Source organism: Paenibacillus sp. FSL H7-0942, assembly GCF_045040715.1.
Taxonomy (GTDB): domain Bacteria; phylum Bacillota; class Bacilli; order Paenibacillales; family Paenibacillaceae; genus Paenibacillus; species Paenibacillus amylolyticus.
On sequence record NZ_CP150279.1, the window covers coordinates 5,685,562 to 5,699,667 of the forward strand.

Sequence of the window (14,106 nt, forward strand, 5' to 3'; positions counted from 1 at the left end):
CTCTCGTCACCGAATTAACCAAACACCTTGAAATCAGTCGGTGAAATCCCCACATATTTGCGGAACTGTTTATAGAAATACCCTGTCTCCCAATACCCCACATTTCGGGCGATCTCATGTACCTTCAGATTGGAATTGCGTAGTTGCTCCTTCGCACGTTCAATCCGGTATTTGTTGATATATTCGGCAAACGTCTCCCCGGTCTCCTTATGGAACAATTGTCCCAAATACACCGGATGCAGATGATAGTGGGCACCCAGCAGCTTAAGGGAAAGTTCTTCTGCGTAGTGTTTGTCGATATGCTGAAGCACCTGGTTTACAATTGGATTTTTCAGATCCTGCAATAGGGATTGGATCGTCTGCGCCCCAACCTGCTGAAGCGCCCGCACGAGTTCATCAAAAGTACCACTGTCCAGTACAAGTTGAAGCCCTTGTTGGTATATGGCAGACTCATCCGAGTGTTTGATGCTCTCCAGTTCCATTTTGAAGCGAATCACAACTTCCAATGCGGTATTCTGTAACTCCCCAGGTGTAAGCCCATCGCGATGCTGTTCAAAATCCATGCGAATCCGGTCGGCAAGTTGTTCTGTATTGCGGGATAGAATGAGTTTGGCATACTCCCTCCATTCAATGAAAAAGGTCGCCGTTGAATTTCCGCACCTTTCCAGCATGGCATGGTCGATGACTTTAAGGTCGGGATAAATCATCACATACTGGAGTGCTTTTTTGGCCTCGGCATAACTGGTCGGCGCATGGTATAACCCTTTCATCAATCTGCCTGCTCCAATGCGTGCCGCCGGATGGGTTACGGTTATCTCATCAGATAATGCCTGCAAGCCATCCATCAACTTCTGTTCCTCGTCACTCGTACCCTGAATATTGGCAATAATGACGATGTCTCCATCGATATCATGAAATACGTTCAGATGGCGTCTGTCTCTAAGCATCTCTTCTACACGTTCAAACATGCCGGGTACTTGTCCTTTGTCACGCAGAATGGCCACAGCAACGTCCGGTGCATCCAGCGAAAGGTTCATGAACTGGGCACGTTCTTCAAATTCAGTAGCTGCAATCTGTCCCGTAAGCCATCGATGAAGAATGTTATCTTTCAGAATCTGGATGCCATACGCATCATTGGCTTGAGGTGATACCATATGATCCAGCTTGGACGCGGTGTTGCTCAGCGTGGATTCCAATTCCTCCACATTAATCGGTTTAAGCAAATAATTTTCGATTCCCAGCTGCATGCCTTCCTTCAGATATTCGAACTCATTGAAACCACTGAGGATAATGACCTTAATCTCAGGTTGTACTCGCCTTGCTTCCCGAATCAGGTCAAGACCATTCATGAGTGGCATGGATATATCCGTAATCAGAATGTCCACAGGCTGAGAAGAGAGCGCCTGTAACGCTGCTTGCCCATTACCTGCATGGCTCACAATTTCCATACCAAATGAAGACCAATCCACAATATCGTATAAACCTTCAATGATGAATGGCTCATCGTCCACAATAAACACCTTGTACATATTACACACCTGTCCCTTCTGTATGTGGATAACGCACCCTGATTCGTGTTCCTTCTCCGAGGGTGCTCTCTATGGTGATACCGAACTCTGGCCCATACAGGAAGCGCAATCGACTATGGACACTGCGCAGCCCGAACATCTGACCAGACTCTTCAGGACGTTCCAGTTCTTCAAGGATTTCCGTCAGGCGTGCCGGATCAATGCCTTTGCCATTATCTTTGACTTCCACTTGCACCACATCATCTGTCTCTTCCACAACAATGGATAATCGGTTATCCGAACGTTCTGTCTGAATGCCGTGTACAACATAATTCTCAATGATAGGTTGCAGCGAAAGTTTGACCACAGGGTGTTGATAATATGCAGCATCGATCTGGATCGTATATATGAAAATATCCTTGTAGCGGATTCGGAATAACTCCAGATACAAACGGCAAGCTTCCATCTCATCCTTCAGCGTATAATTTTTCTTTTGCTGTACCAGGCTCTTGAACAATACGGATAGACTATAGATCATCTCGCCGACATCTCTCGCCCCCTGGGATATCGCCCTCATCCGAATCACTTCAAGCGTATTGTAGAGAAAATGAGGGTTGATGCGCGCCTGTAATGCGACCAGCTCGGTCTCCTTCTGTTTGATCTCGGCCTTGTAGACCCGTTCAATATACAGATTCAGCTCATCCAGCATGTCGTTGAAGCTATGTGAGATCTGCCCCAGTTCATCATCTCGCGGATCGTCGATGCGAGCCGTTAAGTTGCCATATTTCACTTTTTGGGTGAAGCGAATAATTCGACGGGTTCGTTTGGCAAAGTTAATAATGAAAAATGCCGGAACCAGCACGGCAAACAAAATACATACGATACTGATCGAGATGATGGTATTGCGAATCCCCGCATAGGTTTCAGCCATCTCTTCTACCGGAACGGTGCCAATGACCACATAACCCTGATCCGCGGAGACAAACTTGTTCACGTACATGCTCTGCTCCTTTTTCATTGAATCCATATCCGTCTGATCAAACAGGGAATCGGCCACATTCACGTAGGGATACTTCTTCCCGTAATAATGATTGTTGGAGTCAAATAACACTGTCCCTTTCGCCGATAACACCACGATGTCTCCCTTGAGATTACTCTCGTAGTTATCCAGCGCATTACCGATTCCTTCTGAGTCAAAGAAGACAAGAAATTGGCCCAAATTCCGAAGAGTCTGTGTATTGTTAATTGGTACGCGGATGGAGTAGAGCGCAGCGTCCCATTGATTAATCTCTTTGCGAATCCAGTAGTTGGGTGCACTGATATTGGGCGTTTCCATCGCCATCACGTCCGGAATATAGGAATGAGCTACATTGGCGTCCAGCTTGCGGAACTGCTTGTGTTGATTAAAGGTAGACAGATCCTGCTGTTCGGCACTATACAACATGAGTTGATTAATCTGCGAATTGCGATCCATAATATTTTGAAAATGTTTCAATACATCGGCCGAATAGTCATCCTGATTGGCGTAATATCCATTGGTCATGTGCTGAACATATTCAGCGTACGAATGATTCATCAGGTACGTAATGTTAGCGGACAGCGCCTCATTCTGATGCATGTCCCTCACCATGTTTTGTACCGATTCATACTGCTGATGAATGTACCGGTCCACATGTTCCATCGCCGCTTTCTGGATCGCCAGTTCCCGGCGAATCGTGGAGTCGGACACCGACAGGAAGATGATATAAGACAATGTAATGATCGTGACAATCGATATCATCGAGAAAATCAGGAGCATTTTCATAAACATATTATTTTTGAAGAAATTATTGTAAACGCTAACAATTTTCAATTCGCATGTTCCCTCCGATGCTGTTTTCCTGACTTGAATTATACCATCAGGCTTCTGACATTAACTTGTCACCTGCAACTTTTCTTTAGTTTATATCTGTGTTTCTTTAATTTCACCCTATTTAAAAACGCTTTCATACACTATCGTTAACCATAAGTTTAGCTTTGTGTAAAAGAATACCTTACATTCATTCCACTTGAAGGAGGAACAGCATGACACGCAAACTCAAACCAAAAGGCCTCATTTCCAAGGTCACTGCCATGGTCCTGACTACGGCTCTGCTTGGACAAGTTGTTGCATCATCCATTTATGCCGGAGACACGCTCCCCTACACCGGTGAAAGTGCCAAAGGGGTGAATCAGCCCTATCAACACGGGTACACCTCGGCCCAGATTCTGAACTGGACACCGGAAAGTGATATCCATGGCGATTTACTTCGTGCCCATGTTCCCTTGCAGCCCCGTAATGAAGCGTTTGCTGCCACACAGGCTTATCCTGAGCTTAGCCCGGACACCCAGCTATTCACAATGAGTGGTGATTACGGCAATGCATTCTTCGATAGCACACCTTATACCAATGAATTCAGCCAGTACCTCTTCAATTATTGGCAATATACAGACTACTACAGCTATTGGCACGGCATGGCTTCTGCGGGCGTACCTGAGGAACTGTATGATCCGAGTAAAGAGTGGACAGAGAAATACTTCGAGTTTGGCATTTTGAACATTCCGAATCCGGCCTACACCAATGCAGCCCACAAAAATGGCGTTAAGTCCATTGCCAACATCTTTTTCTCGGACAATGACCGTGGACCACAGACGTACAAACAAATGCTGATCCAGGATGAAAACGGTAACTTCCCTGTGGCCGAGAAATTGGCCGAGATGGCAGAATACTACAACTACGATGGATATTTCTTCAATCAGGAAGAGGTTGCCCGGGGTGTAGCCCCTGAGGATATCGCTTCCTACAAGAAATTCATGAAATATCTAAGAGATGAAGGCCTGTACGTTCAGTGGTATGATTCCACCATTAATACAACGGGCAAGATTCAATACCAGAACCAATTCAATGGGCTCAACAGCCCCTTTGTACAAGATTCCGTTCTCGGCAGAGTCTCGGATTCCATCTTCCTGAACTATGTGTGGAACCAAAAGATGCTCCGCGATTCCCGTGATCATGCCCTTAGCCTGGGACTGGATCCACTGGAAACCGTATTTGCTGGTGTCGAAGGTGGACATGACAAATTCGGCCGCTGGAAGCAATCCTATGACCTGCGCCATAATCTGGATGAGAACGGTCAACCCATGAACAGCATCGCGACATTGGGTGCCGACTTCACCCACAACGCTCTGGATGAAGAGATGGGCGATGGCAGCACCAATCACCGAGCTGAAGATGAGTACCAGTGGATGACCTTTGTACGCGATCGTGCGTGGTGGTCTGGCCCAAATCAAGACCCGACAGATGCACGTCGTAATGCGTCCGCCGATCTGTCGGATGTGTATGCTTCCGGTGTAAATTGGGATGGAATCGCTGCGTATCTGACCGAACGCTCCGTTATCAACGGCTCCAATTTTGCGACCAGCTTCAATACGGGTCACGGTCTGAAATATTATGAAGACGGCGCTGTCTCGAACGATAAAGAATGGTCTAATATCAACATTCAGGATATCCCTGTCACTTGGCAATGGTGGATGGATAGTAACGGTGACAAGCTCAGTGTTGATTTTGACTACGGTCCATCTTACGAGAAAGGCGCAAGGTACACATATGACTCCATTGGCGCGTTTAATGGCGGCAGCTCTCTCGTGGTGAACGGCACACTGAACGCGGAGAACTTCCTGCGCCTGTACAAGACCGACCTGTCCGTCAACGGACAATCGAAACTGGAACTGACGTATAACAAACCGTCGACTAGTGACGCTTCCTCCCTGCATGTTGGGTTGATCTTCGAAGATGATCCATTCAACGTGGTCAATGTGGAAGTGCCTCAGTCAGGCCAGCATACTACAGGTTGGAAGACAACTTCGCTGGATTTGAGTGCATATCATGGCAAAACCATTGCCGCTATGGGATTATCCTTCGACCCGAATGGCAAGGAGATTGAGAATTACCAGATGAATATAGGCGAGATCCGTATGTCCGACGGTTCAGCGGCTGTACCGGATGCACCGACCGGATTCCATATTGCCAAAGCACTGACCAATACCGACGAACTGGTTGTCGCATGGGACATGAAAGACTATTCTGAGGTCAAACAATACAATTTATATGAAAATGGCGCCTATGTAGGCGGCGTGTATGATTCCACTTTTTATATCAAATCGCTAAAACAGCCATCTGGTGAACTGTCTATACGTGCGGTTGGTGCAGACGGTACCGAAAGTGAAGCAACCGTCCTGCCTTACGATCTGAATGCAGCCGTTCAGAATATTGATGTGAAATTCAAAAAGAATGGCGATGCTATTGTAAGCTGGAAAAACCCGAAAAAAACGAAAGATACGGGCAAAGATAAAGATAAGAATACCGGTAAAGACAAGGATAAAAATAAAGACAAAGGTAACGAGTCAATTCAGCTCACACTAGAAACAGAATACACAAAAGAGCCCTTCACCAAGTCGCTTCAGGTCAAAAAAGGAAAACAATCTGCCGTCCTGACCGGACTTCCGACCAACGGTGAGCATTACGTGCTGAACATCGCCATTGGCGGGCAGAACCCGGTAACCCATACCGGACAGCTCGCAGATCTTCAGATTACACCATACGCCAAGGAAAAGGTCACGGTAAAAGATGGAAAGTATACGCTTGCCCTCCCGGATCTGGAGGATTGGTACAAGGTTTATATTTATGAAAATGGGGTGCCACGCGAGTTCGGAGTCACTTACGTTTCGCAGAAATTCCCGTATATCATTCGGGGAAGAACAAAGCTGAGTGAACTGACCTTCACGCCAGCGTCCAGCAACAGCTCATTGAAGCTGGTTATTGAGGATTATGCGGGCAATCAGGCCGCTACGATTTTGAGGTAACACTACGAGGTATTTTCGTGCCCGCCTGCATACCAGTTGAGATAAAAACGTACAGCCCTTCACTTCCAAAAGGAAGTTGAAGGGCTGTTTTTGTTGATCTAACAATAAATATTCAACCCAACAGCTATTAAACAGCATTCCCGTTGCATAGTCCTTCGGATGAAATTAAGGATAGATGCTTGCGCAACTGCTTTTTGTCTATTTTATCCACGGCTGTTCTGGGCAAAGTATCCACAATGAACAGTTGAGTCGGCCATTTGTACGGAGCAAGGTGTGGCTCACAAAACGCCCGCACCCGCGTCAGATCCATACTTTCACCGTCCCGTAACACGATGAAAGCGACGAGTTCCTCGCCTTCGTCAGGAAGAGGATGTCCGATTATAGCCGCCTCGCTTACCGACTCATGTCTCACCATAACATGCTCCACTTCGGCGCAAAACACATTGGAACCGCCCACAATAACCATATCCTTCAAGCGATCAAACACATAAAGATAACCTTCGACATCCAGACAACCGACATCCCCAGTTCGAATCCAGCCATCGGACATGGTCTCGGCAGTAGCCTCCAACTGGAGCCAATACCCCAGCATGGTCTGTGCACCCCGAACAACGATTTCTCCAGCCTCGCCCGTAACTGTCTCACTTCCGTCCGTATCTATTATCCGAACTTCGAAGGCCTGCTCACCTTGGGCAGCCAAGTCAGCAGGACGACCTACGGATCGAAGGCGATGAGGATCGCCCATATGCTGAGCAGGAAAAAGGCGGCTTATGGACATTCCACATTCCGCTTGTGAGTAGTTGTTCACAATGATAACTTCAGGAAATTGCGATACGACCTCCTGTAGTGTATCCGGGGAAATAATGGACCCTCCGCAGCCAATAAGCGATAGACTCTTCAAGTTTCTACCTCCTACGGATGCCTCGCGGGTAAGATCACGAAGCAGTTGGCCTACTGTGCTGAGTTGTGTAATCTGATCACGTTCAATAGCTTCCATAATGCGGTGTACATCCGCCGGGTATTCGTCTAGGAATACAAGACAGCCTCCAGCAGCCATGGTCGCCCACAGCTGGAACTGACCCACCAAATGGGATAAGTTGAGCACTAACACACGACGCCCGAGATCATGACCGAAGCCTGCAGAAGGCGTAAGTTGATTCCAAGCAGCCATACCACGATGCGAATGCATTACTCCTTTTGGCCGACCAGTTGTCCCACCCGTATAAATCAGGACTGCCGTATCGTCTACACTTCGTTTGAAATGGTCTTTTGGAGAGAACGCGGGTTCCTGCTGTAAAAGAGCAGCGAGCGAACTGTTATTCGTCCCTTCTTCGTCTATCGTAAACAGTTTTGGACAATACCCAAGAAGCTTTACCGTGGCAATAGCTACTTTAGCATGTTGGTCATCATGAATAACCATATGTGGTTCTGCATCCTGAAATATCGCAGCGAGTTCAGGCACTGTTAGCATAGGAGAAGGAACGAGTGGTATAGCGCCGATCCCAACTGCTGCATAAAACGCAACAACGAGCTGGGGATCTGGATCACCTAAAAGGGCAAAGCGATCACCGGCTCGGAGTCCTTCAACATACAGGGTATGACTGAGTCTTTCAACTAGACCGTAAAGCTCCCCATAACTCATCGTTTGCCCATGTCGCATTAACGCAGGTTCCTCAGGGTACAGACTTGCTGCAATTGGCAATCGTTCGGATAGAAGCAAGCAATTACCCCCAACATTTAAATTTCCATTTATCCGTTAAGAAAACTATGGAATAAAAAGAGAGTAGCATATAAATGGAATAATAAGTAATCATTATCCTCTATTAAAACCATAAATTCTCCTGATATTACAGTTCTGCTCACAGACGATCCTTGCCGTTAACCTACTTGCTAGCTTAATTAGGTAGCCAAAATTGGGCTCCTTTTTAAATCCGTTAGTTGTAAACCGCAGTTGATTACGTCGATTCTTTGAGCATTAAACTAACGTTTCTCGTTAGTTTAATGAACCTCAATTATGCATTTGAATAATTAATCGAGACCACTCCTGTTAACTACGGAACGAAGGAGTACCCCAAGTACCCGAAGAAGAACTTCGGCTCGTGCTCCTAGTTTGTATCCTCCCATAGTTGAACGGAAAAGAAGTATCTTTATATACTAAAAGTGAGACCTTTACATCTAAAGTAATCTTCATCTCGTTTAACAAAAAATTCATAACGTCTCTTTAACCATTTAAATGACCTACTCATGATGTTGATGTTTGTAATTATACGTGTATGAGTCACCCGGTAGAACGTCCAAATTTTCTAAAAAATAATCCCAACCTTTATTTCGTCTGGCACACTATATAATTGTCAGGAATTACAGATGCAACTATGGAGGCAAAAGATGGATTCAATTGGTAAAAACGGAAAAGAAGCGGCGGAAGCAATTCGGAGCTATGTCAAACCGATTTTCGGTTTTGCGTTAAACCGGGTCAAGCAGCGGGCCGAGGCGGAGGATCTGGCTCAGGAGATTATGTTGCAGTTGTTAAAATCCTTCTCCGGGGTGCGGGACATTAGAAGCCTTGACGCTTACGTCTGGACGGTTGCCCGATACACTTGGGTGAATTGGTTGAAAAAGCGTGCGCACGCTCCCCAAGCGATCGAAATCAACGGCATGTCCGAACTGTCGGCCGCCCCTTCCCGAGAGCCGCTTGACCGGTTGCTGGTAACCGAAGCTTACCGCGAGCTGCGCCGAGAAGTCGCGTTTCTGTCCGACATCCATCGCAGGATCGTGGTCATGCATTACTACGACGAGCTTAAAATCGGCGATATCGCGATTGCTCTGAACATTCCTGTCAACACGGTGAAGTGGCATTTGAGCGAGGCCAAAAAGAAGTTACGGAAAGGGATGAAACGTATGCGTGCAACAGGAACTTTAAGTGTCAATCCGATCAGCATGGGAGAAATGGGCCATTCCGGTTCGGCCGGTAGCCTGGGCGAAACCAACGATTTTCTTGGACGCGCCTTGGCGCAAAATATCGTTTACGCGGCTTATCATAAGGCGCGTACCGTACATCAAATCGCGGAGGAGCTCGGAATGCCGCCGTCTTTGCTGGAAGGCGAAGTCGGGCACCTGGCCGATTACAATTTTCTCATCCAAACCTCTCCCGGCAAATATCAAAGCAATACCATCGTCTGGGACCTCTTCGAGTTAGCCGTAGCTGGTCATCAATTCTGGCAAGATTGCGCCGCCGAAGTGGCCGATGTTCATTTCGACGCGTTAATGGAAGTTCGCCGGCAAGTCGAGGATAGCGGAGTGTACGTTCCGGACGGCGACTATAACTTCCTGCTCTGGACCTTGCTGCCCAAGAACGTCGAGGAGCAATCTTGGCGGAGCATGCCGGCGGGCGACAACTTCGATGCGGTCGCACCAATGCGAAAGGACGGAGGTCAGTATATTGCCTATGCGGCGTTGAACACGAGCAGCAATGCCGATCCGGGTTTTGATTTGAGTAGTTACATCACCTTCGGTCCGTCGCTCCGCTACGTCGAAGACAGCCCCTTATACTTGTGGCAATTCAATACGTACTGGAGCGACCGCCAGGTGGATTGGCGTTCCCTGGAATACCGGAATGTCGAGATTTGTCATGCGTTCCAACAAGGAGAACTGCCCGACAACGAAGAGAACAGCGAGCAATATTCGTTCCTGCTGGAGAAGGGGTACATCCGCAAGACGGAGGAGGGGTACAAGTTCAATGCGGTCTGGATCGACTCTCCGCAAACGTTGGATCGGTTGAACAAGGCAATGCCGGATTTGTCCGCTCTGTATGCGCCTGCTGTCGGCAAGCTCTACGATAAAATGCTCAAGCTGTTCCTGCAAAATCAGCCGAAGCATTTGGAGCCGCAGCTTGCTTACATGGTGAGAGGCAACACCGGCGGAGGCCGGCTTGTCGCTTATATTTTGAAGCATTTGATCGATAACGGGAAGTTAAAACCGCCGTTGCCGCACCAGCAGAAGACGATTTCAACCTGGATGGGGCCGGTCAAGTAAGTCGGTTCGGAAATGTATACGAAGAATAGTCGTTCCCGGACGGTGGCCATTTTTACACAAAACTTTGTCTGTCCTGTCCAACGAAGTGATTAGGACATCGCTATTTAACACGGCCCCCCTCCTGAACGTATGGAAATGATTAAAAACTACCCATGACGCATATGCGTCATGGGTAGTTTTTAATAGCAATCATATCTGCCAGACTTCTCCTTTACCTTACGATTTTTATCTTTCTTGTCCGCAATCAACCGTGAGAGGCCAGATGTTCCACATACTCAGCAGATCGCAGCCAATCACAATGATCAGCTACTTTCTTGTTGTTATTGAGCTAACGTTTCCCGTTAGTTCAAATCGTTGGGGGGGGGTATAAATTGAAAGATTCCAATCAAGGTGAGCTGAACTTGCTTTCCCAGAAAGCCAATACGTTTTTTAGCTCCTGCATCTCTTTCTCCATTGGTAATCCTCACTTAATACCACATAGCCGAATTGCCTTTACGCTTTGCTTTTTCGGGGTTTAAAAAAAGTGGAGTGGCGTCGTGTAAAATTATTTTAAAACGATGTGGCTTTTTACCTCCCTTCGGTGTCTAATGAATTGTAAGTTCAGGAGGAGGTATTACTGGTGTCACGAGCTCAAGACAAAAAGAAAATCCCTGTTCTTCCGGAGGATCAGGAGCACATCCAGCATTTCGAAGCCATTTATAATCAATATCGAGATAGAATTCGAAATTATATTGCAGTAAAGACAAATTCGGCAACTGCCGATGACTTAACGCAACAAGCTTTTTTAAAAGCAATGGAAAACTTTCATTTGTTTAAGTATAACTCCAGTATATTTACTTGGCTATTCAAAATCGCTCAAAATATTGTGAAAAACGAGTATCGCACGAAATCACGAAATAAAGAAATATTGCACGAAGTAATCGATTTTCAGTCCCAATCGATATCCCTCGATATTGCTAGAGATGTCGATATTCGTCTTGATATTAGTGTTGCATTAGCCCGATTGAATGAATTAGATCAACAAATCATATCATTGCGTTTTTTCGTCGATTGCACTTTATTGGAAATATCCAAAATCATCGGGATGCCTCAAAGCGCAGTCAAGAACAGACTCTATCGTGCCTTAAACAAACTAAAAAAAGAATTAAAAGAATGGGGTGACATTACAATCATGTCTATTAAAGAATTGATATCAATTGTGGATAAAAACGAGGCTCCCTCCAAGAATGATGGTATGAACAAGGTATACCATGACTTATTTGAAGAGTTGAAAAGCAATGTAGATCGAATTATTATAACCTATCGTCATCGACCTTCTCAGAAAATCGCTATTGAGATCTATCCGGATGCGCCCAATTGGTTTATGGGAACCTATGAAGACAATAAAATTAAAATCGTATCCCCACTCAACCCAGGCCCTGAACATACGTATCAATCGGTACTAAGGCACACTCTAAGCTTGTTTACGATGTGGTTAGTGAAGGATATTAATCCGTTGGCACCGAAATGGCTTACACACGGTCTCGGCGGGCATGAAGCCAAACAAACGTCACAAGAATATATCCAGTATAGAACTTCCGAATCGATTCAAAATAACGCTGTCCCTAGCTTTCAAGCATTAACTAATGATACCTGGGATTTCGAGAAGATAGGGGGATATGCATTCTCGCACTTGCTCGTAGAATATCTCATCCATTCATACAGTTTAGATGCGCTCAACAAATTCATACGCGATGCCACTGATTTTCAAGGCGCATTTCAAGTATCGGAAGCTGAGCTGCACGGGATGTGGGTGCAATATTTAAAATCTAGGCTATGTTAAATTTTGATACTAGTATTTGACCATAACAAAACCACCTTCGAAAAGGTGGTTTTGTTATGGTCTCCCGTAGCTCAACAGTACACTATACATGTTCTATCTAGTACAGCCCTATAGCCCCAATCATTAAACTATCCTGCCCGTTAGCTTAATGAGGTGCTCATCATCCTAATATAATTTTCCTGTTCTCTACTTTCTGTAAAGGTATACAAAAAAGGAGCTTCAGCATTTCTGCAACGCTCCTATTGTCCGTCCGCTAGTTGAAAACAGCAGATGATCACTTTGAAACCCTGCCGACTATAGGCCCTAGGAATATTAAGATTGCATCTGTTTACAAACAGTATTCCAATTATAAAAAGGAGACCTGAGATAATTCGCCTATTAGCCATGATTTTATACATCAAAAGGAATTACTTATGTAAGGTCACAGCCACTCACCCTAATTAGAGCGTCTCAACCAACTTCTGAATCTTTGAGTGGGAAATTAAATATACAGGTCCCATTATTTCTATTTTGCCGTCCTTTACACGTATAGCGCTCTCCTGTTCTGCCGCATAAACATCAATCGCTTCAGACAAGGGGGACAGGTAGCCTTGAACAAACGTGGCGTAGTCGCGTTGAGAATGAGATTCGTAGGCAAAATGATCAAAACCAATACCATTATAAATAGTACTTGTTTCAACTTCATCAGTGTTATTCAAGCTTAACCATTTTGCAGCCATGTTTAACGCACCGGCGCTGGCACCCATTATAATGGCATTGCTATTCTTAATAACATCCGATAATTCATAATCCAACAAAAAATCGTTCTGCAAGACAGGATATCCACCACATAAAAAAATGACAGAAGCGTTCTGAATGAATCGCTGAGCATCTTCTTTCTGCATACGGTAATCAATGAAATGATATTCATCAAAAATAATATTAGCCTGATTCAACCATGTCCATTCAGAAACATCATCAAAGTTAACTTGCTCATCTTTATAACCAGACGGATTAGCACTAATCATAACAAGCGATTTTCTGTCTTGTATATCCTCCTGTAAACAATGGACCAGCTTCGCAGGAAAAAAATGATTAAACCAACTGAAATAGTAGTGAGTTTTCAAACTTAATTACCTCCATATGTATTATTTACATTCATCCATAACGAAAACATATTTGAAATAAAGTGTATGAAATATGGTTCCACGTTAACCTGCTCGTCGGCTTAAACAATCGCATCACTAAACGATTCTTACTTTACTAATGCATATATGTTCGTGTCTCTTAATTCACTTCCATCAACAGACAGGTCTTCATTCCTAATAACACCTTCCATGTCAAACTTCAATCTTTCGGGGATCATCTTGCTTTTAGTGTTTTTAGTATCACAGCGTATTTCTATTCGATTTACATTCAAATGATTAAAAGCAAAATCAGTGATACCTTGTACAGCTTCAGTCATATAACCTTTCCCACTATACCTAGTATCAATCCAATACCCAATTTCAAACTTTCGAACTTCCCAATCAATGCTGTGTAAGCTAGAAGAGGCTATTAATTGCCCGGTATCCTTCAAAAATACAAGTAGCCTTAGATTTTCTCTACTTAGGAATTTAATATGTGCTTCTCTTATCCCAAGTTCTGAATTATACTCCGTATGCTTTTCCTGAGCCCATTTCATCCAAGGCTTCAACTCTTCTATAGAAGCATTTACAGCTTCACATACTTCCTTTCCATCACCTGGTTTAGGCATTCTAATCAGTAGACGCTCTGTAAAAAACTCATCTGGAAAATCAATCATGATAGGATTCATAGACAACCTCTTTTTATATGCATTATACAAAATAATCCAATTAATTGATAGTACATTTAACATATCTA

General features: G+C 45.0%; 8 protein-coding genes. 3 read left to right on the forward strand and 5 right to left on the reverse strand.

Annotated elements, in window-relative coordinates:
* Nucleotides 1-14 precede the first annotated feature (14 nt).
* Both MHI48_RS25020 and MHI48_RS25025 read right to left on the reverse strand, forming a co-directional pair.
* Nucleotides 15-1,529 (reverse strand): response regulator, encoded by a 1,515-nt coding sequence (locus MHI48_RS25020; protein ID WP_405142108.1) that lies wholly within the window; start codon nucleotides 1,527-1,529, stop codon nucleotides 15-17.
* A gap of 1 nt (nucleotide 1,530) precedes the next feature.
* The gene (locus MHI48_RS25025; RefSeq protein ID WP_405142110.1) at nucleotides 1,531-3,360 is read right to left on the reverse strand and encodes a sensor histidine kinase; all 1,830 of its coding nucleotides are present in this window, start codon (nucleotides 3,358-3,360) and stop codon (nucleotides 1,531-1,533) included.
* 212 nt (nucleotides 3,361-3,572) lie between these two features.
* Between MHI48_RS25025 and MHI48_RS25030 the strand changes: the two genes are divergently transcribed.
* Nucleotides 3,573-6,389 carry an endo-beta-N-acetylglucosaminidase gene (locus tag MHI48_RS25030; protein WP_405142112.1) on the forward strand — a complete coding sequence of 939 codons (2,817 nt, stop codon included), beginning with the start codon at nucleotides 3,573-3,575 and terminating at the stop codon, nucleotides 6,387-6,389.
* 127 nt (nucleotides 6,390-6,516) lie between these two features.
* On the opposite strand, the gene MHI48_RS25035 is transcribed toward MHI48_RS25030, so the two are convergent.
* A complete protein-coding gene (locus tag MHI48_RS25035) occupies nucleotides 6,517-8,109 on the reverse strand; it encodes a class I adenylate-forming enzyme family protein (protein WP_076328995.1) in 1,593 nt (530 codons plus the stop codon).
* A gap of 665 nt (nucleotides 8,110-8,774) precedes the next feature.
* On the opposite strand from MHI48_RS25035, the gene MHI48_RS25040 reads away from it, so the two are divergent.
* Together MHI48_RS25040 and MHI48_RS25045 are read left to right on the forward strand one after the other, a co-directional pair.
* On the forward strand, nucleotides 8,775-10,421 hold the full coding sequence (locus MHI48_RS25040) for an RNA polymerase sigma factor (protein WP_076328994.1): 1,647 nt from the start codon (nucleotides 8,775-8,777) through the stop codon (nucleotides 10,419-10,421).
* A 619-nt stretch (nucleotides 10,422-11,040) separates the two neighbouring features.
* Nucleotides 11,041-12,243 carry an RNA polymerase sigma factor gene (locus MHI48_RS25045; protein ID WP_076328993.1) on the forward strand — a complete coding sequence of 401 codons (1,203 nt, stop codon included), beginning with the start codon at nucleotides 11,041-11,043 and terminating at the stop codon, nucleotides 12,241-12,243.
* A 440-nt stretch (nucleotides 12,244-12,683) separates the two neighbouring features.
* Here MHI48_RS25045 and MHI48_RS25050 read toward each other — a convergent pair whose 3' ends face one another.
* Entirely contained in the window at nucleotides 12,684-13,349 is a 666-nt protein-coding gene (locus MHI48_RS25050; RefSeq protein WP_405142115.1) for a cyanophycinase, read from the reverse strand.
* 128 nt (nucleotides 13,350-13,477) lie between these two features.
* Nucleotides 13,478-14,038 (reverse strand): GNAT family N-acetyltransferase, encoded by a 561-nt coding sequence (locus MHI48_RS25055; protein WP_076329070.1) that lies wholly within the window; start codon nucleotides 14,036-14,038, stop codon nucleotides 13,478-13,480.
* Nucleotides 14,039-14,106 lie beyond the last annotated feature (68 nt).